Genomic DNA, 23,006 nt, shown 5'->3' with positions numbered 1-23,006 from the left:
GTAAAAAATTACATAAAATGATTAAAATATTTAAAGAAAAAGACTATAAAATAAGGGTTGTGAAGAACTTTATGTCAAATGTGACACCAATGATGCAACAATATTTAAAAATCAAATCAGAATATGATGACTGCTTGTTATTCTTTAGACTTGGAGACTTTTATGAAATGTTCTTCGACGATGCTAAAGAAGCATCAAGAGTATTAGAAATTACTTTAACAAAAAGAGATGCCAAAAAAGATAATCCTATACCTATGTGTGGCGTTCCCTATCACTCAGCAGATAGTTATATAGAGACGCTAATTAATAACGGGTATAAAGTAGCGATTTGCGAACAGATGGAAGACCCAAAACAAACTAAAGGTATGGTTAAAAGAGAAGTTGTTCGAATCGTAACGCCAGGGACAGTTATGGATCAAGGCGGCGTGGATGAAAAGCAAAATAACTATATCTTGAGTTTTATTCAAACGCCACAAGAATATGCATTAAGTTATTGTGATATTTCAACAGGTGAATTAAAAACCACACATTTTGAAGATGAAGCTACATTATTAAATGAAATCACGACTATCAATCCTAATGAAATAGTCATTTGTGAACCTTTATCTGAAAATATGCAACGACAAATTAATATGATTACAGAAACCATTACAGTTCGAGATGAGATTTCAAGTCAATATTTTGAAGTGAATAACATTGAACATCAGCACATGCAACAATCAACGCAATTATTGTTAGATTATATACAACATACACAAAAAAGAGATTTATCACACTTGGAAGATGTACAACAATATGCTGCAATTGATTTTATGAAGATGGATTTCTATGCCAAAAGAAATTTAGAATTAACTGAAAGCATTAGATTAAAATCTAAAAAAGGCACGCTTTTATGGTTGATGGATGAAACGAAGACGCCGATGGGTGCAAGACGACTAAAACAGTGGATAGACCGTCCGTTAATATATAAACAACAAATTGAAGAACGATTAAATATCGTTGATGAGTTTATTAATCATTTTATCGAACGAGATACGTTGAGAAACTATTTAAATCAAGTGTATGACATAGAAAGACTAGTAGGTCGTGTAAGTTATGGAAATGTAAACGCACGTGATTTAATTCAACTTAAACATTCAATTAGTGAAATACCTAATATAAAGCATTTATTAAGTCAATTAGATAGTGATAAGATTACTCAATTTGATGCACTCGAACCGCTTGATGACTTACTCGAAGTTTTAGAAAATAGCTTGGTTGAAGAACCACCTATTTCAGTCAAAGATGGTGGCCTATTTAAATCCGGATTTAATCAACAATTAGATGAATATTTAGAAGCATCACGTAACGGTAAATCTTGGCTCGCTGAATTACAAGCGAAAGAAAGAGAACGTACTGGTATTAAATCTCTGAAAATAAGCTTTAATAAAGTATTTGGTTACTTTATCGAGATTACTCGTGCTAACTTGCAAGGCTTTGAACCAGCACAGTTTGGATATAATCGTAAACAAACATTATCTAATGCTGAGCGCTTTATAACAGATGAGTTAAAAGAAAAAGAAGATATTATATTAGGTGCTGAAGATAAAGCAATAGAGTTAGAATATCAATTATTTGTCAAATTAAGAGAACATATTAAAGAATATACTGAGAGACTTCAAAAACAGGCTAAAATCATATCGGAACTAGATTGTTTACAAAGTTTCGCCGAAATAGCTCAAAAATATAATTATGTTCGACCACATTTTAGTGATGATAAAACATTAAAATTAGAAAATTCTAGACATCCAGTTGTTGAACGTGTCATGGATTATAATGATTACGTACCTAATGATTGTGCGTTAGATAATGATACATTTATTTATCTGATAACGGGCCCTAATATGTCTGGTAAATCGACTTATATGAGACAAATTGCAATTATTAGTATAATGGCTCAAATGGGTGCTTATGTACCTTGTGAATCTGCGACATTACCAATATTTGATCAGATTTTCACTCGTATTGGTGCTGCAGACGATTTAGTTTCAGGTAAAAGTACATTTATGGTAGAAATGCTAGAGGCTCAAAAAGCATTAACCTATGCTACTGAGGATAGTTTGATTATTTTTGATGAGATAGGAAGAGGAACATCAACGTATGATGGTTTAGCGTTGGCACAAGCGATGATAGAGTATGTCGCACAAACATCACATGCTAAAACGCTATTCTCAACACACTATCATGAACTTACGACATTAGATCAACTATTACCATGTTTAAAAAATGTACACGTTGCTGCTAATGAATATAAAGGAGAGCTTATCTTCTTACACAAAGTTAAAGATGGTGCGGTGGATGATAGTTATGGTATTCAAGTAGCAAAACTTGCAGATTTACCTGATGAAGTCATTCAAAGAGCGCAAGTTATTTTGAATGATTTTGAACAAAAATCTGATAGTCCTGAACCTCAGATTGTTCAATCTGAATCATATCAAATTGAAGAAGCTAAGGCACCTAATAAAAAGGCACATCAAAACAAGTATGAAGAGAAAGAAACGCCATTCGAACAAGCGTCATTTAACTTATTTGAATCGGAACCTCAACAAAGTGAGGTTGAAGCACACATTAAGTCATTAAACTTATCAAATATGACACCAATTGAAGCATTGGTAAAATTAAGTGAATTACAAAATCAATTAAAATAGAGGTGTTGTAAATGGGAAAAATTAAAGAACTACAAACCTCCTTAGCTAATAAAATTGCAGCTGGCGAAGTAGTCGAAAGACCTAGTTCGGTTGTTAAAGAATTACTGGAAAATGCCATTGATGCCCAATCAACTGAAATAAATATTGAAGTAGAACAATCTGGTGTTGCATCGATACGCGTAGTAGACAATGGTACAGGAATAGAAGCTGATGATTTAAGTTTGGTATTTCATCGTCACGCGACAAGTAAATTAGATGCAGATGATGATTTATTTCATATTAGAACATTAGGTTTTCGTGGTGAAGCATTAGCCAGTATCTCTTCAGTATCGAAAGTAACGTTACGTACCTGTACAGATAATGAAAATGGACATGAAATATATGCTGAGAATGGTGAAATTATTAACCAAAAACCAGCTAAAGCGAAAAAAGGTACGGATATCCTTGTAGAATCATTATTTTATAACACACCGGCCAGATTAAAATATATTAAAAGTCTGTATACAGAACTAGGGAAAATAACTGATATTGTAAATCGCATGGCAATGAGTCACCCAGATATAAGGATATCTCTTGTTTCTGATGGCAAGACACTACTCAAAACGAATGGTTCTGGGAAAACAAATGAAGTAATGGCAGAAATTTATGGTATGAAAGTGGCAAAAGATCTTGTACATATCACAGGTGATACAAGTGATTACCATTTAGAAGGATATGTAGCTAGACCTGAACATTCTAGAAGTAATAAACATTATATCTCTATATTTATCAATGGTAGATATATTAAAAATTTCGTTTTGAATAAAGCTATTGTAGAAGGTTATCATACGTTACTAACAATTGGTCGATATCCTATTTGTTATATCAATATTCAAATGGATCCTATTTTAGTAGACGTCAACGTGCATCCAACTAAACTAGAAGTGAGATTATCTAAAGAAGAACAACTATATGATTTGATAGTAGAAAAAATACGAGAAGCATTTAAAGATAAAATTCTTATTCCAAAAAATGATTTAGATACTCATCCAAAGAAAAATAAAGTACTCAATAGTTTTGAGCAACAAAAGTTAGACTTTGAACGTAAACAAATTGAAGACCCAAATCGTTCACATTTATCTGAAGATGAAAAACAAGATGAATTAAGTGGATCGGCATTTGAAAAAGATAATAATCAAAATATTTCACAAGTGAATGAAGACAATGAAAGTACTTTGTTTAATGACTCTCAATATATTAAACGTAATCATAATGATCATTACTTCAATAATCAAAAAGATATTTTAAATGAATTAGATAATCAAAATGAGACACTAGAACAAGAAGAAGATCGAAATGAAAATGACATTAAAGGGGCGGTGAGTGCGTCAACACGACGACGTGTACCATATATGGAAGTTGTCGGACAAGTTCATGGCACATATATCATTGCTCAAAATGAAAATGGCATGTTTATGATTGATCAGCACGCTGCTCAAGAACGCATCAAATACGAATATTTTAGAGAAAAAATTGGCGAAGTAACAAATGAAGTTCAAAACTTGTTAATTCCAATGACATTTCATTTCTCAAAAGATGAACAATTCATTATCGATCAGTATCAAGAGGAATTAGACAGAGTTGGCGTACACCTTGAACATTTCGGAGGACATGATTATATTGTTAATAGTTATCCAGTTTGGTTTCCAAAAGCAGAAGCGGAAGAAATCATCAAAGATATGATAGAACTCGTATTAGAAAATAAAAAAATTGATGTGAAAAAAATGCGTGAAGATGCAGCAATAATGATGTCTTGTAAAAAGTCGATTAAAGCTAATCATTATCTTAAAAATAATGAGATGGCAGATTTAATTGATCAATTGCGTGAAATGGAAGATCCATTTACATGCCCGCACGGAAGACCCATTATCATTAACTTTTCGAATTACGAATTAGAAAAATTATTTAAACGTGTAATGTAGAGAGGAGCAATCATTTGAAAGAAAATATACTCCCAGCAATTAGAAATATGAAAGACTTAGATAAGCTAATTAAAACCGAATATAAATCATGTGTACTGTTGGATATGCATATCGGTCATCTTAAAAGTATATTAGATCTGTTAAAAAATAAAGGTATTGAATGTTATATCCATATTGATTTGATCAAAGGTTTAAGTCATGACGAATATTCTTGTGAATATATTATTCAACAGTATAAACCTAAAGGCATTGTTTCAACTAAGACTAAAGTGATTAAAAAAGCAAAGTCACTAAATACTTTAACTATCTTTAGAGTGTTTATTATTGATAGTCAAGCTTTGAGCCGAAGTATTGAATTAATACAAAAGGTACAACCAGATTTCGTTGAAGTTCTACCAGGCATCGCACATAAGGCAGTAAGATGTATTCAAGAAGAGACAAATACATCTGTAATTGCAGGTGGATTGATTAGTGAAGTATCTGAAGTAGAAGAGGCCATTAATAATGGTGCAGAATATATTACAACAAGTAATCAAAAATTATGGTAACAATGAAATAGCAACTTTTATTATGTAAAGGAATCAGTCGAACTTATGAGTCGCTGATTCCTTTTTATATATCAAAAATGAGTTGAGTAATGAGGATTGAAATGAAATAATTTTGACAAATTTATAACAAAAATATTGACAACGCTTACAACATAACTGTAATATATAACCAAGTTATTAAAAGTTAATATTAGAACAGAGAAGGGGAGATTTCTGCAGCTTTATAACGTTGTAGGGGTCTCCCTATCTATTTTGGGAGGAATAGTTATATGAATGCTTATTTAGCAGAGTTTTTAGGTACGGCCATCCTTATACTTTTTGGTGGCGGCGTTTGTGCTAACGTTAATTTAAAACGTAGTGCTGGTAATAACGCTGACTGGATTGTTATCGCTACAGGATGGGGTTTAGCCGTTGCAATGGGTGCATTTGCAGTTGGTAAATTTTCAGGTGCACATTTAAATCCAGCAGTTACTATCGCGTTAGCAATGGATGGTGGATTTAGTTGGGCACAAGTTCCAGGATACATCGTTTGCCAAATGCTTGGAGGTATCGTAGGTGGTGCTCTAGTATGGTTAATGTATTTACCACATTGGAAAGCAACAGAAGATCAAGCAACAAAATTAGGCGTGTTCTCAACAGCCCCTGCAATTAAAAATTATTTCGCAAACTTTTTAAGTGAGATTATTGGTACAACAGCTTTAACATTAGGTATTTTATTCATCGGTGTAAATAAAATCGCCGATGGTTTAAATCCATTAATTGTTGGTGCTTTAATTATTGCAATCGGGTTAAGTTTAGGTGGTACAACAGGTTATGCAATCAACCCTGCTCGTGACTTAGGTCCACGTATCGCACATGCCATTTTACCGATTGCTGGTAAAGGTGGTTCAAACTGGTCATATGCTATTGTACCTGTTTTAGGTCCAATCTCTGGTGGTATGTTAGGTGCAGTCATTTATGAAGTATTTTATAAACAAACATTTAATGTAAGTTGTGTAGTTGGTATTATTTTAGTTATCATTACATTAGTATTAGGTGTGGTTTTAAATAGAACTTCTAAAAGTAACGATATTGAATCAATCTATTAATCAAGATAAGAAATATCTTATTTTTAGCATGTGATATTAAAAAATTGCATATAAATTAACATGATGTGTTGATATATGATATAAGTAATTATCATTAAAATACTTTAAATAATATTGAAGACATCAAAAGGAGTCAAATACCTATGGAAAAATACATTTTATCAATAGACCAAGGAACAACTAGTTCAAGAGCTATTTTATTCAATAAAGATGGCGAAATTAAAGGTGTAGCACAAAGAGAATTTAAACAACACTTCCCACAATCAGGTTGGGTAGAGCATGATGCGAATGAAATTTGGACTTCAGTGTTATCTGTTATGGCAGAAGTAATGAACGAACATAACATTAGAGCAGAACAAATCGAAGGTATTGGTATTACAAACCAACGTGAGACAACAGTTGTTTGGGATAAAAATACTGGTCGACCAATTTACCATGCAATTGTTTGGCAATCTCGTCAAACTCAAAGTATTTGCCAAGAATTGAAAGATCAAGGTCATGAAGCATTATTCCGTGACAAAACCGGTTTATTATTAGACCCATATTTTGCAGGAACAAAAGTCAAATGGATTTTAGATAATGTTGATGGTGCACGTGAAAAAGCTGATAATGGCGATTTACTATTTGGAACAATTGATTCTTGGTTAGTATGGAAATTATCTGGTAAAGAAGCACATATCACAGACTATACAAACGCAAGTCGTACATTAATGTTCAATATCCATGACTTAAAATGGGATAAAGAATTATTAGATATTTTAGAAGTACCTGAAAGTATGCTACCTGAAGTTAAACCTTCAAGTGAAGTTTATGCACATACAGTTGATTATCATTTCTTTGGTCAAAACGTACCAATTGCAGGTATCGCTGGTGACCAACAAGCTGCCTTATTTGGTCAAGCATGTTTCGACAAAGGTGACGTGAAAAATACTTATGGTACTGGTGGATTCATGTTAATGAACACTGGTGAAGAAGCAGTTAAATCTGACAGCGGATTATTAACTACTATCGCATATGGTATTGATGGTAAAGTAAACTACGCTTTAGAAGGTTCTATCTTTGTTTCAGGTTCAGCTATTCAGTGGTTACGTGATGGATTAAGAATGATTAATTCAGCACCACAAACTGAAAACTATGCGACTAGAGTAGACTCAACTGAAGGTGTATACGTTGTACCAGCATTTGTTGGATTAGGAACACCTTACTGGGATTCTGAAGCTAGAGGCGCTATCTTTGGATTAACTCGTGGTACTGAAAAAGAACACTTCATTCGTGCAACATTAGAATCACTATGTTATCAAACTCGCGATGTAATGGAAGCAATGTCTAAAGATTCAGGTATCGAAGTTCAAAACTTACGAGTTGATGGTGGCGCAGTTAAAAATAACTTTATCATGCAATTCCAAGCAGATATTGTTAATACACCTGTAGAAAGACCTGAAATTCAAGAAACAACGGCACTTGGTGCTGCATACTTAGCAGGTTTAGCAGTTGGATTCTGGGAAAGTAAAGATGACATTGCTAACAGATGGAAACTTGAAGAAGAATTTGAACCAAAAATGGAAGAAGAACAACGTACTAAGCTTTATAAAGGTTGGAAAAAGGCTGTAGAAGCTACACAAGTATTTAAATTAGAAGATTAGTCTTTGGCAAATTAATAAATTGTAAGCATGAGATAGACTAGATTTTCTTATTTATGTTATACTTGAAACAAGTTAATAAGGAAATCGAGAAATGAGAGATTTATTCGTACAATTAAATGGTAATTGTGGGATAAGTCTCTCTTTTTTTATACTAAATAGGAGGCGTTGAATTATGGGTTTATCAACACTAAAAAGGGATCACATTAAGAGAAATTTAAAGAATGAAGAATATGACGTTGTTATTATTGGTGGCGGAATTACAGGTGCAGGTATTGCATTAGATGCTAGTAATCGTGGCATGAAAGTTGCTTTAGTAGAAATGCAAGACTTCGCTCAAGGGACTAGTTCACGTTCTACAAAATTAGTACATGGTGGGTTACGTTATTTAAAACAACTACAAGTAGGCGTTGTAGCTGAAACTGGTAAAGAACGTGCAATTGTTTATGAAAATGGTCCACATGTAACAACACCAGAATGGATGTTATTACCTATGCATAAAGGTGGTACATTTGGTAAATTTACAACTGCCATTGGTTTAACAATGTATGATCGTTTAGCAGGTGTTAAAAAATCTGAACGTAAAAAAATGCTTTCTAAACAAGATACAATTAATAAAGAGCCTTTAGTGAAGCAAGATGGATTAAAAGGTGGCGGTTATTACGTTGAATACCGTACAGATGATGCAAGATTAACTATTGAAGTGATGAAAAAAGCAGCTGAAAAAGGTGCTGAAATCATTAACTATACAAAATCAGAACACTTTACTTACGATTCAAATAAAAAAGTAAATGGTATTGAAGTAGTAGATATGATTGATAATGAAACATATCCTATCAAAGCTAAAAAAGTAATCAATGCATCAGGACCTTGGGTAGATGAAGTAAGAAGCGGTGACTATGCACGTAATAACAAACAATTACGTTTGACAAAAGGTGTTCACGTGGTTATCGATCAATCTAAATTCCCATTACAACAAGCAGTTTACTTTGATACAGAAAAAGATGGTCGAATGATTTTTGCGATTCCTAGAGAAGGGAAAGCATATGTAGGTACTACAGATACTTTCTATGATAATGAAAAAGCAACACCATTAACAACGCAAGAAGATAGAGATTATTTAATAGATGCGATTAATTACATGTTCCCAACAGTTGATGTAAAAGATGAAGACATCGAATCAACATGGGCTGGTGTACGTCCATTAATTTTAGAAGAAGGTAAAGACCCTTCAGAAATCTCTCGTAAAGACGAAGTATGGGAAGGCGAGTCTGGCTTATTAACAATCGCGGGTGGTAAATTAACAGGATACCGTCATATGGCGTTAGAAATTGTTGATTTATTAGCTAAACGTCTAAAAAAAGAATATGGTTTAACATTCAAACCATGTGCGACTAAAGAATTGAAAATTTCTGGTGGTGACGTTGGTGGTAGTAAAAACTTTGACCACTTTGTTAAACAAAAAGTAGACGCTGCTAAAGGTTTTGGTATTGATGAAGATGTAGCATACCGTTTAGCAAGTAAATACGGTTCAAATGTTGATGATTTATTCAACATTGCTCAAACTGCGCAATACCATACTAGTAAATTACCATTAGAAATCTATGTAGAATTAATTTATGGTATCCAACAAGAAATGGTATTTAAACCAACTGACTTCCTTGTACGTAGATCAGGTAAATTATACTTCAATATTGATGATGTATTACAATATAAAGATGCAGTTATCGATGTATTAGCAGATATGCTTCAATATAGTGAAGGTCAAAAACAAGCTTATACTGATGAAGTGAATAAAGCGATTGATGAAGCACAATCTGGTAACAACCAACCAGCAGTTAAAGAATAATTAAAATTAATTTTAAACTACTAACATTGAGTTTTTTATCTCAATGTTAGTAGTTTTTTTTATATGAAATGTTATATTTGTCATACATGCTTATGAGCCAAAAAATATATCTGAATGTGAATTGTTAACTCAATATGCATACAATTTGATTCCGATGTTATCAAAAGGTATATTGAATATAATATGTATGTTTATATTAATAAACATGATTAATGAAGATAAGAAGTTTTGGGGGTATATGCGTGAGTCAAAGTCAATTCAACATTACAGTCAAAGATGGAACAATGATTGAAGTGAAAATAGATAAAGCTAATAATGAAACGATTGGTATTGTCCATCTTTTTCATGGTATGGCTGAACATATGGATCGATATAATGAGTTAGTTAAAGCATTAAATTTACAAGGATATGATGTGCTCAGACATAATCATAGAGGTCACGGTAAAAATATAGATGAAAATGAAAGAGGCCACTTCAATGATATGACACAGGTTGTTGACGATGCATACGAAATAGTAGAAACCATTTATGATAGCCATTTTGAACTACCTTATATTGTGTTAGGTCATTCAATGGGGTCAATCATTGCAAGACTATTTGTAAAACAATACCCTCAATTTGCAAATGGTCTCATATTAACAGGCACAGGTATGTTTCCTAAATGGAAAGGCATACCCACTATGGTTTTATTGAAATTAATCACTATTATTTTAGGTAAAAGACGTCGAGTTAAATGGGTTAACCAATTAATGAATAAATCATTTACTAAAAAGATTGATCAACCTCAAACAGAAAGTGACTGGCTATCTACCAAAAGAGAAGAAGTGAACAAATTTATCGATGATGAATATTGTGGATTCAGAGTATCTAACCAACTGATTTATCAAACAGTTAAATATATGATGGACACTGCCAATGTTAAATCATTAAAGCAGATGAATCACAATCTACCTATACTATTAATTTCAGGCAAAGATGATCCCTTTGGAGAATATGGTAAAGGTGTTAAAAAACTAGGTAAGATTTATAAAAAAGCAGGAATCAAACACATAACTGTGCAATTATATAAAAATAAACGCCATGAAATATTATTTGAAGATGATTATTTAACAACTTGGCAACATATGTTTGAATGGATTAAAAAGCAAATATTAAAGAAAAATAAAGTGAGTGAATAAGATGAGTAATACAGATAAGCCATTTCTAGTTGTAATTGTAGGACCAACGGCGTCTGGAAAAACAGAATTAAGCATAGAATTAGCAAAACGATGTAATGGAGAAATTATTAGTGGCGACTCTATGCAAGTATATAAACAAATGGATATTGGTACTGCTAAAGTTATAAAAGAAGAAATGGACGGTATTCCCCATCATATGATTGATATATTGAATCCTGATGACACATTTTCTGCTTATGATTTCAAACAACGAGCAGAAAAGTGTATCAATGATATTATTCAAAGAGGTAAGACACCGATTGTTGCTGGTGGAACTGGATTATATATTCAATCTTTACTTTATAATTATCAATTTGAAGATGAAACCGTTTCAGAAGAGAAAATGAAAGAGGTTAAATCTAAATTAAATGAATTGGCGAATTTAAATAATAATGAATTACATGAATATCTTAATTCATTTGATCCTGAATCAGCTGACAATATACACCCTAATAACAGAAAAAGAGTATTGAGAGCGATAGAATATTATTTAAAAACAAAAAAACTTTTAAGTTATCGCAAGAAAGTTCAACAATTCACTGAAAATTATGATACATTATTAGTAGGGATTGAAATGTCGCGTGAAACATTATATGAAAAAATAAATAAACGTGTTGATATTATGTTGAGCCACGGATTATTTAATGAAGTGCAACACTTAGTTGAACAAGGCTATGAGTCAAGTCAAAGTATGCAAGCAATTGGGTATAAAGAATTAATACCTGTTGTAAAAGGGAATATGGATTTACAGTCAGCTATTGATAAGTTAAAACAGAATTCGCGAAAGTACGCGAAACGTCAATTGACTTGGTTTAAGAATAAAATGAACGTTCACTGGTTAGATAGAGAAAATATGTCACTTCAAATGATGTTAGATGAGATTACACCCCAAATAAATAAAAGGAGTACTGAACATGATTGCAAACGAAAACATCCAAGATCAAGCACTAGAGAACTTTAAATCAGAAAAAACAGAAGTCACTGTGTTCTTTCTAAATGGTTTCCAAATGAAAGGAACAATTGAAGATTTCGACAGCCAAGTGATTCGTTTAGTTTCACAAGGAAAACAACATCTGATTTACAAACATGCGATCAGCACTTTCATGATTGATGATGAAAACGAATCAGCATCAGAAACATCTGAAGAATAAGACATAATTGAAGTGCAGTAAAGCACAAATCAAAATGAACGTCGCAATAGTTACATAGAAGAGAAAAAGATTTATTGGTTCTAATTAGTGCTTTATCGTATTAAAGATTGTAATTCAAAAAAGCTTCATTTAAAGTAAGCATTCGCGTTTATCTTGTCGCCTTTGCTCATCACTTTAAATGAAGCTTTTTCATGTTAAATTTATTAGTTCAAGTTTGATATTTTATAGAAGTTTTTCGATTTCATTTTCTAATTGTGCAGGTTTCTTCTGCGGAGAAAAACGTTTAACTACATTACCATCACGATCTATTAAAAACTTAGTGAAGTTCCACTTAATTTTTTCATTAAACATTCCTTGTTGTGCATCAGTAAGGAAGCGGAATAACGGATGTTGATGTTCTCCTTTAACATCAATTTTTTGATGGATAGGGAATGTTACACCGTAATTTAATTTACAGTTTTGAGCAGCTTCTTCACCCGATCCAGGTTCTTGACCACCAAATTGATTACAAGGAAAGCCTAAAATAATAAATTTTTGATCTTTATATTTTTCATAAAGCTTTTGTAACCCTTCAAATTGTGGTGTGAAACCACATTCACTTGCAGTATTTACGATTAACATCACATAATCTTTATAATCTTCTAACTTATATGTTTCTCCTGTATTCTTTTCAACAACGAAGTCATATATATTTTCCATAAGATCACCCTTTCGAATTAATTACAATTTAACATAATATTGACGAATAGTCTTTATATTGGCACTATGATAAAATATTTAAGAACTAAAATAAAAGGAGATGTATATCATGGCACAGCTATCAACACATGATACAAAGAAAAAATTAGAAACGGCTGTACTAATCGGTGTACATGCTCAAAACGATAATGAATTTAATTTTGAATCTACTATGGAAGAATTAGAAGCGCTCTCAGAGACATGCCAATTAAATGTTAAAGGTCAAATCACTCAAAACCGTGAACAAGTTGATCACAAATACTATGTTGGTAAAGGTAAAATTGAAGAAATTCAAGCTTTTATAGAATTCCATGATATAGATGTCGTTGTGACTAATGATGAATTAACGACAGCTCAATCTAAAACATTAAATGGCAATTTGGGCATAAAAATTATCGATAGAACGCAGCTAATCCTTGAAATTTTTGCTTTAAGAGCAAAAAGTAGAGAAGGTAAGCTACAAGTAGAATTAGCACAATTAGACTATTTATTACCACGATTACAGGGACATGGTCGTAGTTTATCAAGACTTGGTGGTGGCATTGGTACACGTGGTCCAGGTGAGACGAAGCTAGAAATGGATCGTCGACATATCCGTACAAGAATGAATGAAATCAAGCATCAATTACAAACTGTTGTTGAGCACAGAGACAGATACCGTAGTAAACGTGAACAGAATCAAGTCTTTCAAATTGCATTAGTAGGATACACTAATGCTGGTAAATCATCATGGTTTAATGTGTTAGCCAATGAAACAACATATGAACAAAATCAATTGTTTGCAACATTAGATCCTAAAACTCGGCAGATACAAATCAATGAAGGATTTAATTTAATTATTTCGGATACAGTTGGATTTATTCAAAAATTACCTACAACGCTAGTAGCTGCATTTAAATCAACTTTAGAAGAAGCTAAAGGTGCAGATTTACTTTTACATGTGGTAGATGCAAGTCATCCGGAGTATCGCTCTCAATATGATACTGTCAATCAACTTATTAAGCAGCTAGATATGAATCAAATTCCACAATCAGTGATTTTTAATAAAAAGGATCAATGTCCAAGTAATATGGACTTACCAGTTTCTGAACAACCTTATGTATTTGTTTCAAGTAGAGATGAATCAGATAAAGATAAAGTGAAAAATTTATTAATCAATCAAATTAAGCATAGTTTAACGTATTACGAGGAGACAGTACCAAGTTCGGATGCAGATCGACTTTATTTCTTAAAACAACATACACTCGTCAGTGAACTCAATTTCAATGAAAAAGACGAGTCTTATGAAATTAAAGGATATAAAAAAATATAAAAAGGAAGTTAGCAAGATGACAGATATGAGAAGTCTTATTGAAGATGTAGAATCTACATTGACACCGTACTTTAAAGATATTGAACGCATTGCTTTGATTAATCAAGAAAAGGTATTAGATGCGTTTCATGCAGTTAAAGCTACAGAAAGTGATTTATTAGGAACAACTGGCTATGGATATGATGATTTTGGACGTGATCATTTAGAAGAAATTTATGCAAGAACATTTAAAGCAGAAGATGCCATTGTAAGACCACAAATTATTTCTGGAACACATGCCATTACCTTGGCTTTACAAAGTAATTTGAAATACGGTGATGAATTATTATATATCACGGGTAGTCCATACGATACATTATTAGAAGTTATCGGAGTAAACGGCAATGGCATTGAGAGTTTAAAGGAACATGGTGTTTCATATAATGAAGTAGCATTAGCAGAGGGTAAAATTGATATACCTAGCGTTCTAAATGCAATTAATGATCGAACTAAAGTCGTTGCTATCCAACGTTCCAAAGGTTATGATCAACGACCTTCAATACCTGTTGATGAAATTAAAGAAGCGATTTCGGCAATTAAAGCACAATATCCGAATGTCATTATCTTTGTCGATAATTGTTATGGAGAATTTGTTGAAGAACAAGAACCTACAGAAGTTGGCGCTGATATAATTGCAGGTTCACTCATTAAAAATCCTGGTGGTGGATTAGCTAAAATAGGCGGCTATATCGCTGGTAATAAGGATTTAATTGAGCGTTGTGGTTATAGATTAACTGCACCAGGTATTGGTAAAGAAGCAGGCGCATCTTTAAATTCACTACAAGAAATGTATCAAGGATTTTTCCTAGCACCTCACGTCGTCAGCCAAAGTTTAAAGGGGGCTTTATTTACGAGTCTGTTACTTGAAAAATTAAATATGACTACAACACCTAAGTATAACGTTAAACGTACAGACCTAATCCAAACTGTGACATTTGAAACAAAAGAACAAATGATATCATTTTGTCAAAGTATCCAACATGCATCACCAATCAATGCACATTTTAGCCCAGAGCCGAGTTATATGCCAGGCTATGAAGATGACGTTATTATGGCTGCGGGTACTTTCATTCAAGGTTCATCAATTGAATTGTCTGCTGATGGTCCTATACGTGAACCATATGAAGCATATGTTCAAGGTGGTTTAACATATGAACATGTTAAATTAGCTGTTACACGTGCAGTCACTCAATTAAAAGAACAAGGACTTGTTTAATTTGATATTAGGAGAGGGACAGAAATCATAAAGAACCACTAATCTTATATGTAGTGGTTCTTACGCATTAGCCACAGCTAATGTGTACATTAAAATAGAAATACATGAGTGAAACACATGCATAAGAAATACTAATTTCTAAAGAAAAAGTATTTCTTTATTGTTGTCCCACCATGTTTCAGTTTTTTTATCAGAAAATTTTAAAATTTATTCAGAAATTTTTGTGAATGTTGTTACGTGGTGGTATTTCAATGCTTCTAAAATGCTGTCATATCAATGGTTTCACTTATCATGTCAGAAAACCTAACATATTTTTGTAATCTGAGCTAAACTATGCTAAATTAAGTACAAGTTCAAAAGTGGAGGAGATGTTAGCGATGTCTAATGATTCTATTAGAAGAAACATGGCTGTATTCTCCATGAGTGTAGTCAGTAAATTAACAGAATTAAGTCCAAGACAAATTCGTTATTATGAGACACATGAACTTGTTAAGCCGGAAAGAACTGAGGGAAATAAGAGATTATTTTCACTGAATGATTTGGAAAGATTATTAGAAATTAAATCTTTAATTGAAAAAGGCTTTAATATTAAAGGTATTAAACAAATTATTCATAATCAAGAGAATCACTTATCATCAGACGAACATGAAACTAGAAAGAAAATGATTGTAGATGCAACTCAAAAACCATACGGTGAAACATTGCCGATAAATCGAGGAGATTTATCCCGATTTATAAAATAAAATTTGGAGGATTTCAAGTATGCCAAAACGTAGTTTTACAAAAGACGATATTCGTAAGTTTGCTGAAGAAGAAAACGTGAGATATTTAAGATTACAATTCACTGATATTTTAGGAACAATTAAAAATGTTGAAGTACCAGTAAGTCAATTAGAAAAAGTTTTAGATAACGAAATGATGTTTGACGGATCATCAATCGAAGGTTTCGTACGTATTGAAGAATCAGATATGTACTTACACCCTGACTTAGATACTTGGGTTATCTTCCCATGGACAGCTGGTCAAGGTAAAGTTGCACGTCTAATCTGTGACGTATTCAAAACAGATGGTACACCATTCGAAGGTGACCCTCGTGCAAACTTAAAACGCATCTTAAGAGAAATGGAAGATTTAGGTTTCACAGACTTCAACTTAGGGCCTGAACCAGAATTCTTCTTATTCAAATTAGATGACAAAGCTGAACCTACATTAGAATTAAATGATGATGGTGGATACTTCGACTTAGCACCTACGGATTTAGGTGAAAACTGCCGTCGTGACATCGTTCTTGAATTAGAGGACATGGGCTTTGATATTGAAGCAAGTCACCATGAGGTTGCGCCAGGTCAACACGAAATCGACTTTAAATATGCAGATGCAGTAACAGCGTGTGATAACATCCAAACATTCAAATTGGTAGTTAAAACAATCGCTCGTAAACATAACTTGCATGCAACATTTATGCCAAAACCATTATTTGGTGTAAACGGAAGCGGAATGCACTTCAACGTATCATTATTTAAAGGTAAAGAAAATGCATTCTATGATCCAAATGGCGAAATGGAATTAACTGATACAGCATACCAATTCACTGCAGGTATTCTTAAAAATGCACGTGGATTCACAGCAGTATGTAACCCATTAGTAAACTCTTATAAACGTTTAGTACCAGGTTACGAAGCACCATGTTATATTGCATGGAGTGGTAAAAACCGTTCACCATTAGTACGTGTACCATCATCAAGAGGTTTATCTACTCGTGTTGAAGTACGTTCAGTTGACCCAGCAGCTAACCCATACATGGCACTAGCAGCAATCTTAGAAGCTGGATTAGACGGTATCAAAAACAAATTAGAAGTTCCTAAACCAGTAAACCAAAACATTTATGAAATGAATCGTGAAGAACGTGAAGCTGTTGGTATCCAAGATTTACCATCAACTTTATACACTGCGTTAAAATCAATGCGTGAAAATCCAACAATCAAAAAAGCGTTAGGTAATCATATCTATAACCAATTCATCAATTCAAAATCAATTGAATGGGATTATTACAGAACTCAAGTTTCTGAATGGGAACGCGAGCAATATATGAAACAATACTAAAACGCTAAACAACATTGGGGAATGTCGTTATATCAAGGGCTAGAGTAATTTTGCTTTAGCTCTTTTTTGTTTGATGGGGTGGACAATACAAGTTATGTAGAATTGTGTTTAGATTGTTGTCCACTTATTGTCCACCTCTCTCGTTAAAAATGAAATCAAAGAATTTTTAATGAACTTAAGACAATTAACTTTTACTATAAATATCAATGAGGCAAGAAATAAAAAGTTAGTATGACTCAATTATTGTCTTAGTGAACGAAATAATAATTTAAAAATAAGAACACAAAAATAGATTGATAATAGATATCAAGTAATTAATATAAAATAAAAGAAAGGTAGACATTAATTATATATAAACCGATGTCATGGTAAATAATTATGAAAGTAACGATTACAGTACGGAAAACGACAAAACAAGAGAAATTAGATTTTTTAAAAGGGGCACTTCTCTTAATTGGAATTATACTTTTAATAAAATATTTAATTTAGTTTGAATAAGCTATATGATCATTGAACTATTTGGAAATGGTTTAATTTAAATTTTGCCATAAGTGAATACTGTATTTATCCCAAGACGTATCTAACTAGATGCGTCTTTTCAAATGTAAAAAGCGATAAGGTCTTAAAGACATCATACAAAACGAAACCTTTCCTCATGTAATGACTAAATTAGAACGTGTGACGAGTCATGTCGTTATTCGTGGACGTCATCCAAATGAATTCGTATCTGAATTAAAAAAACAATTCAACTCAACTACTTATAACGCCAGTCGATTGTTAGTCACTGAATCAGCACGTGTTCAAGCAGAATCACAAAAGTTAACTTATCTTAAAGAACTTGGTGAAGATGGCGAATATAAATATGTGGCCAAAATAGATAAGAAAACATCTAAACTATGTCACTCATTAAATGGTAAAGTATTTAAAGTTAAAGATATGATTCCAGGTGTAAATGCGCCACCTATGCATCCATGGTGTAGAAGTACCACAGTGCCACATGTAGGTAATTGGCGAGAGAAATTCTTTAAAGAGCGTAAAGGTAAATATCAAGTAGAAGATGATACAACCAAAGATGAATTACAACAAGCTAAAGTATTAGGAAAGAAAATATATATTACTGATCAAGCAATTGATAAGGTCAGATATGTTGATATACCAACACATACCAAAGAAGAAAATCAATTTATACAAGAACAACATAAAGCCTTACTTAAAGAGGCCAAAGAAAACAATGATAGCAATGAAGTAGCTTATTTATTAAAAGATGGTAAAGTTACAAAAGTATATGGTGATCAAGATAGTGTATCCTTTGTACCAGGGGAAAAAGCAACAGAATTGTTATTTAACAGTAAACCTAATTCAATTATTATGTTACATAACCATCCTGGACAATCAGGATTTTCATTAAATGATTTAGGTTTATACATAAAGCAAAATTCTGTGCAAACTATCACTATTGTAACTAATAAAAGTCAAGTTAAATATATTACAAAAACAAATAAATATATTAGTAGCGTTGCCGTTGATTTATTGACTAAACATTTTTATAATAAAAATGAAAGATTAATAAAAGAAAAGGAAATCGAAAATTATCTTAAGGATTTACATCAAATAAAGATGATTAATTACAATGTGAGGTGATTTAAATGTACACTTATCAACTTGATGGTAGCTGTTCAATCAATGAAATGATTGATGATTTAAAAGAAAACGTTAAAAAAGAATCCAGTGAAGCTAAAATAAAATCATCTGATTAAAGCATCCTTTTTACACAAATAAATAGAAAGTGGTGCTATTTTTATACACTTTTTTAACCTTCCATTGTGAAGGTTATTTTTTATTGTCCAAAACGTGCTGATGACATTTAAAAGCAAGTATGGAATAACAGTCGACAGACTATAAACGGAGGTATATCTCATGGAGAATAATCAAAGTAATATTACTGAAGAACCTAAGAACAATGAGGAATTAAACAACAGTGATGAACAATCACAACAAACTGAGAAAACATTTTCTCAAGAAGAAGTATCGCAATTGATTAAAGAGCGTATAGCTAGAGAACGTAAAAAGTCAGATGAACGTATTAAAGATGCCGTTCAAGAAGCTGAGAAATTAGCCAAGATGAATCGTGATCAGAAGAATCAATATGAACTTGAAAAAGTTCTGAAAGAAAATCAAGAACTCAAAGCAGAAAAAGCTTTGAATCAAATGAAAGATGAAACACGATCAATGCTTAAAGAAGCTAGTGTGGACAATGTTGATGACCAAGTAGTCTAAAAAATGTCTTCCGTGAATATATAATAAAAGCACCACTCTCTTAAAGAATGATGCTTTCAAAATGCTTATCTATATCAATTCTAATAATTGATTAATATTTTCTTCAGGTGTAGCCCAACTTGTCGCAAATCTAACTACTCGATGTTGATCATCATATTTTTCCCAAACGGCAAATTTTACTTTTTGTTTTAATTCATTAATTTTATCGTTACTTAAAATGAAGAATTGTTGGTTAGTAGGTGAATCAAAATATAGTCGGTATCCTTTTTTAAGGAAACCTTCTTTCATTTTATTGGCCATTTCAATCGCATGGCGGCTAATTTTGAAATATAAATCATCTGTAAATAATTCAAGAAATTGTATGCCGGTTAATCGTCCTTTAGCTAAAAGGGCGCCATGATGTTTAATACGTGTCGTAAAATGTTTGGGTTCGTTCTGCTTCGTAAATACAACTGCTTCTCCGCACAAAGCACCGATTTTAGTTCCACCAATATAAAAAATATCACAATAATTCGCAACGTCTTCGATAGTCATATCTGAATGATCACTCATTAAACCATAACCTAAGCGCGCACCGTCCATAAAAAGGGGTAGATTATGTTTTCGGCAAACGTTAGATAGTGCTTCTAATTCACTTTTTGAATATAATGTACCGTATTCAGTAGGATGGGAAATGTATACCATACCAGGAAAGACCATATGATCACGTTTAAAATCACTATTAAAGGTTTCAATATAATCTTCAACACCGTTGGCAGTGATTTTTCCTTCTGATGAAGGGATTGTCAGTACTTTATGTCCACTATATTCAATTGCGCCGCCTTCATGTACTGCAACATGACCAGTTTCGGCTGAGATAACACCTTCATAGCTTTCTAACATGGAGTTAATCACGACTTGATTTGTTTGCGTACCTCCTACTAAAAAACGAATCGTTGCATCAGGACATTTGATTTTATGTTTAATTTGTTGGATAGCTTGATCAGTAAATTGATCAAATCCATATCCTGGAGCTTGAATTCGATTTGTTTCAATTAAACGTTGTAAAACTTTTTCATGTGCACCTTCTAAATAGTCATTTTCAAAAGATAACATTTACTTTCCCTCCAATATTACAATGAATTACTTTCCTTAATTAGTTAGATTATTCTGATAACTAAGATGGATGAATATATTATATCTTACTTTAAATATATTTCAAATATATTCCGAGCAATATAATGTCGAAATATATTTAATTCCTTTTGTCGCTTTCGCTATTTATTGAATTATTTTTAGAAAAGCCGTATCATTTAATCAATAAAAAGAAAAGGGGATTAGAACATGGAACAAATTACATTTAAGACTTTTACAGAAAGTAGTTTAGAAAAATTAGAAAGTACTTTAAATGAATTTTTAAAATCAGAAGAAGGGGCAAATTATCGTTTGTTAAATGTTACAATTAAACAGACTGAAGAACAAAAGTTTCCAAATATTGAGGAAGATTTCACTGCTTTTGTGACTTTAGTCAAAAATGAGTCAAATTAAAAGATAATATGTCGTTAGGAGTATATGTTTATGGAATTAAAGTTTTCTCATGATTTGGGTATGCTTTTTACAATATTACTTGCAATAGGTTTTGTAATTAATGTTGTTTTAGCATTTATTATTATATTTTTGGAGAGAAATCGACGTAGTGCAAGCTCAACATGGGCATGGTTATTTGTACTATTTGTATTACCTTTAATTGGTTTTATCCTTTATTTATTCTTTGGTCGTACAGTGTCTAAACGTAAACTAGATAAAAATAATGGTAAAGAATTAGATGCATTTAATGAACTTATAGATAGACAAATTAAGGAATTTGATGAACACCAATATGGTACGGATAATCAATTAGTAGCGAAACACCATGACCTAGTACGAATGTTACTTATGAACCAAGATGGTTTTATTACTGAAAATAACCAACTTGATGTTTTTACAGATGGTCATGAATTGTATGATCAAATGTTAGAAGATATTCGAAATGCTAAAGATTATATTCATTTAGAATACTTTGGCTTCGAATTGGATGGCTTAGGTAAACGTATCATCAAAGCATTAGAGGAAAAACTGAAAGAAGGTTTAGAAGTCAAACTATTATATGACGATGTTGGTTCTAAAAAAGTTGGTAGGGCTAATTTTAAACACTTTAATGAATTAGGCGGAGAAGTTGAGGCATTTTTTGCTTCTAAATTACCAATTATCAATTTTAGAATGAACAACCGTAACCACCGTAAAATTGTAGTTATTGATGGACAAGTTGGCTATATAGGTGGCTTCAACGTCGGTGATGATTATCTTGGTTTAGGTAAATTAGGTTATTGGAGAGATACACATTTTAGAATTGCTGGAGACGCAGTTGATGGTTTACAAACTCGATTTATGATGGATTGGAACTCTCAAGCACATAGACCTCAATTTGAATATAACGATAAGTATTTTCCGAAAAAACATGTGCAAGATGGACATGTACCTATGCAAATTGTGGCAAGTAGTCCAGCAGAAGATTGGCATCAAATTGAATTTGGTTATACTAAAATGATTATGAAAGCGAAAAAGTCGATTTATATACAAACGCCTTATTTTATTCCAGATAATTCATATATCAATGCTTTGAAAATGGCAGCAGCGACTGGTATTGAGGTACATTTAATGATTCCTTGTAAGCCAGACCATCCATTTGTTTATTGGGCAACATTTGCGAATGCGGCACAATTATTAGAAAGTGGTGTCCATATTTATACATATGAAAATGGATTCCTACATTCTAAAGTATGTTTAATTGATGATGAGGTCGTGTCAGTCGGTTCAGCAAACATGGACTATAGAAGTTTTGAATTAAACTTTGAGGTTAATGCATTTGTATATGATAAAGAGATAGCTAAAAAAATCAAACAAGCTTATAAAGAAGATATAGAAAAATCAAAAGAGTTAACAGTAGAAAGTTATAGAAATCGTTCATTAACAATTAAAATTAAAGAAGATTTAGCTAAGTTAATCTCGCCAATATTATAATATAAAAATTCTGTCACTAAATGTGGCAGATTTTTTATTTATTATAATAATATTATGTCAACTATATGACAAATGTCATATCTAAATAATGACAAACGCTACTATTTTGAGTTATACAAAATTGATATTCTGTATTCAACT

At 32.2% G+C, this 23,006-nt stretch carries 18 protein-coding genes and 1 pseudogene; 17 read left to right on the top strand and 2 right to left on the bottom strand.

The window, feature by feature from the left end:
* Positions 1-71: 71 nt before the first annotated feature.
* The 9 genes from mutS to hfq all read left to right on the top strand — a co-directional run bounded on the left by mutS (position 72) and on the right by hfq (position 12,141).
* Entirely contained in the window at positions 72-2,687 is a 2,616-nt protein-coding gene (gene mutS / locus EL082_RS07195; RefSeq protein ID WP_002465652.1) for a DNA mismatch repair protein MutS, read from the top strand.
* 11 nt (positions 2,688-2,698) lie between these two features.
* A complete protein-coding gene (gene mutL / locus EL082_RS07190; RefSeq protein WP_002465649.1) occupies positions 2,699-4,648 on the top strand; it encodes a DNA mismatch repair endonuclease MutL in 1,950 nt (649 codons plus the stop codon).
* A 14-nt stretch (positions 4,649-4,662) separates the two neighbouring features.
* Entirely contained in the window at positions 4,663-5,196 is a 534-nt protein-coding gene (locus EL082_RS07185; protein WP_002465650.1) for a glycerol-3-phosphate responsive antiterminator, read from the top strand.
* Between the two features lie 269 nt (positions 5,197-5,465).
* Positions 5,466-6,284 (top strand): MIP/aquaporin family protein, encoded by an 819-nt coding sequence (locus tag EL082_RS07180; RefSeq protein ID WP_002465653.1) that lies wholly within the window; start codon positions 5,466-5,468, stop codon positions 6,282-6,284.
* A 143-nt stretch (positions 6,285-6,427) separates the two neighbouring features.
* On the top strand, positions 6,428-7,927 hold the full coding sequence (gene glpK / locus EL082_RS07175) for a glycerol kinase GlpK (RefSeq protein WP_002465648.1): 1,500 nt from the start codon (positions 6,428-6,430) through the stop codon (positions 7,925-7,927).
* A 172-nt stretch (positions 7,928-8,099) separates the two neighbouring features.
* Positions 8,100-9,773: a glycerol-3-phosphate dehydrogenase/oxidase gene (locus tag EL082_RS07170; RefSeq protein WP_015365055.1), complete on the top strand. Its 1,674-nt coding sequence runs from the start codon at positions 8,100-8,102 to the stop codon at positions 9,771-9,773.
* Positions 9,774-10,015: 242 nt separating this feature from the next.
* On the top strand, positions 10,016-10,951 hold the full coding sequence (locus tag EL082_RS07165; RefSeq protein ID WP_015365054.1) for an alpha/beta hydrolase: 936 nt from the start codon (positions 10,016-10,018) through the stop codon (positions 10,949-10,951).
* A gap of 1 nt (position 10,952) precedes the next feature.
* Positions 10,953-11,951 carry a tRNA (adenosine(37)-N6)-dimethylallyltransferase MiaA gene (gene miaA, locus EL082_RS07160; RefSeq protein WP_019235885.1) on the top strand — a complete coding sequence of 333 codons (999 nt, stop codon included), beginning with the start codon at positions 10,953-10,955 and terminating at the stop codon, positions 11,949-11,951.
* Entirely contained in the window at positions 11,905-12,141 is a 237-nt protein-coding gene (gene hfq, locus EL082_RS07155; RefSeq protein WP_002451265.1) for an RNA chaperone Hfq, read from the top strand. Before miaA ends, hfq begins: the two co-directional genes overlap by 47 nt.
* A gap of 222 nt (positions 12,142-12,363) precedes the next feature.
* Here hfq and EL082_RS07150 read toward each other — a convergent pair whose 3' ends face one another.
* Positions 12,364-12,840: a glutathione peroxidase gene (locus tag EL082_RS07150; RefSeq protein ID WP_002451266.1), complete on the bottom strand. Its 477-nt coding sequence runs from the start codon at positions 12,838-12,840 to the stop codon at positions 12,364-12,366.
* 109 nt (positions 12,841-12,949) lie between these two features.
* Here EL082_RS07150 and hflX point away from each other — a divergent pair, with 109 nt between their 5' ends.
* The 6 genes and pseudogenes from hflX to EL082_RS07115 all read left to right on the top strand — a co-directional run bounded on the left by hflX (position 12,950) and on the right by EL082_RS07115 (position 19,826).
* Positions 12,950-14,191: a GTPase HflX gene (hflX, locus tag EL082_RS07145; protein WP_002466639.1), complete on the top strand. Its 1,242-nt coding sequence runs from the start codon at positions 12,950-12,952 to the stop codon at positions 14,189-14,191.
* Positions 14,192-14,207: 16 nt separating this feature from the next.
* Positions 14,208-15,446, top strand: coding sequence for a methionine gamma-lyase family protein (locus EL082_RS07140; RefSeq protein ID WP_002466636.1), 1,239 nt, complete (start codon positions 14,208-14,210; stop codon positions 15,444-15,446).
* A gap of 377 nt (positions 15,447-15,823) precedes the next feature.
* A complete protein-coding gene (locus EL082_RS07135; RefSeq protein ID WP_015365050.1) occupies positions 15,824-16,189 on the top strand; it encodes a MerR family transcriptional regulator in 366 nt (121 codons plus the stop codon).
* Between the two features lie 19 nt (positions 16,190-16,208).
* The gene (gene glnA, locus EL082_RS07130; protein WP_049415188.1) at positions 16,209-17,549 is read left to right on the top strand and encodes a type I glutamate--ammonia ligase; all 1,341 of its coding nucleotides are present in this window, start codon (positions 16,209-16,211) and stop codon (positions 17,547-17,549) included.
* 657 nt (positions 17,550-18,206) lie between these two features.
* Positions 18,207-19,190 (top strand): annotated as a pseudogene (locus tag EL082_RS07125) (minor capsid protein); the annotation flags it as partial.
* A gap of 276 nt (positions 19,191-19,466) precedes the next feature.
* The gene (locus tag EL082_RS07115; protein ID WP_002467194.1) at positions 19,467-19,826 is read left to right on the top strand and encodes a capsid assembly scaffolding protein Gp46 family protein; all 360 of its coding nucleotides are present in this window, start codon (positions 19,467-19,469) and stop codon (positions 19,824-19,826) included.
* A 69-nt stretch (positions 19,827-19,895) separates the two neighbouring features.
* Here EL082_RS07115 and EL082_RS07110 read toward each other — a convergent pair whose 3' ends face one another.
* Entirely contained in the window at positions 19,896-20,921 is a 1,026-nt protein-coding gene (locus EL082_RS07110; protein ID WP_002467192.1) for a threonine aldolase family protein, read from the bottom strand.
* Between the two features lie 228 nt (positions 20,922-21,149).
* On the opposite strand from EL082_RS07110, the gene EL082_RS07105 reads away from it, so the two are divergent.
* Together EL082_RS07105 and cls are read left to right on the top strand one after the other, a co-directional pair.
* Positions 21,150-21,353 (top strand): hypothetical protein, encoded by a 204-nt coding sequence (locus EL082_RS07105; RefSeq protein WP_015365046.1) that lies wholly within the window; start codon positions 21,150-21,152, stop codon positions 21,351-21,353.
* Positions 21,354-21,383: 30 nt separating this feature from the next.
* Positions 21,384-22,865: a cardiolipin synthase gene (cls, locus tag EL082_RS07100; protein WP_015365045.1), complete on the top strand. Its 1,482-nt coding sequence runs from the start codon at positions 21,384-21,386 to the stop codon at positions 22,863-22,865.
* Positions 22,866-23,006: the final 141 nt, after the last annotated feature.

Source organism: Staphylococcus warneri (genome assembly GCF_900636385.1).
GTDB lineage: Bacteria > Bacillota > Bacilli > Staphylococcales > Staphylococcaceae > Staphylococcus > Staphylococcus warneri.
Note: the sequence above shows the minus strand (reverse complement) of the source record. Positions and strands in the feature narration are given on the sequence as shown.

What these genes read in the sequence shown, in the direction of transcription:
- glpK (WP_002465648.1), top strand. Translation starts at nt 6,428, where the DNA reads ATGGAAAAATACATTTTATCAATAGACCAAGGAACAACTAGTTCAAGA.
- EL082_RS07180 (WP_002465653.1), top strand. Translation starts at nt 5,466, where the DNA reads ATGAATGCTTATTTAGCAGAGTTTTTAGGTACGGCCATCCTTATACTT.
- hflX (WP_002466639.1), top strand. Translation starts at nt 12,950, where the DNA reads ATGGCACAGCTATCAACACATGATACAAAGAAAAAATTAGAAACGGCT.
- EL082_RS07140 (WP_002466636.1), top strand. Translation starts at nt 14,208, where the DNA reads ATGACAGATATGAGAAGTCTTATTGAAGATGTAGAATCTACATTGACA.
- mutS (WP_002465652.1), top strand. Translation starts at nt 72, where the DNA reads ATGTCAAATGTGACACCAATGATGCAACAATATTTAAAAATCAAATCA.
- EL082_RS07150 (WP_002451266.1), bottom strand. Translation starts at nt 12,840, where the DNA reads ATGGAAAATATATATGACTTCGTTGTTGAAAAGAATACAGGAGAAACA.
- mutL (WP_002465649.1), top strand. Translation starts at nt 2,699, where the DNA reads ATGGGAAAAATTAAAGAACTACAAACCTCCTTAGCTAATAAAATTGCA.
- EL082_RS07135 (WP_015365050.1), top strand. Translation starts at nt 15,824, where the DNA reads ATGTCTAATGATTCTATTAGAAGAAACATGGCTGTATTCTCCATGAGT.
- hfq (WP_002451265.1), top strand. Translation starts at nt 11,905, where the DNA reads ATGATTGCAAACGAAAACATCCAAGATCAAGCACTAGAGAACTTTAAA.
- glnA (WP_049415188.1), top strand. Translation starts at nt 16,209, where the DNA reads ATGCCAAAACGTAGTTTTACAAAAGACGATATTCGTAAGTTTGCTGAA.
- EL082_RS07170 (WP_015365055.1), top strand. Translation starts at nt 8,100, where the DNA reads ATGGGTTTATCAACACTAAAAAGGGATCACATTAAGAGAAATTTAAAG.
- cls (WP_015365045.1), top strand. Translation starts at nt 21,384, where the DNA reads ATGGAATTAAAGTTTTCTCATGATTTGGGTATGCTTTTTACAATATTA.
- EL082_RS07115 (WP_002467194.1), top strand. Translation starts at nt 19,467, where the DNA reads ATGGAGAATAATCAAAGTAATATTACTGAAGAACCTAAGAACAATGAG.
- miaA (WP_019235885.1), top strand. Translation starts at nt 10,953, where the DNA reads ATGAGTAATACAGATAAGCCATTTCTAGTTGTAATTGTAGGACCAACG.
- EL082_RS07105 (WP_015365046.1), top strand. Translation starts at nt 21,150, where the DNA reads ATGGAACAAATTACATTTAAGACTTTTACAGAAAGTAGTTTAGAAAAA.
- EL082_RS07110 (WP_002467192.1), bottom strand. Translation starts at nt 20,921, where the DNA reads ATGTTATCTTTTGAAAATGACTATTTAGAAGGTGCACATGAAAAAGTT.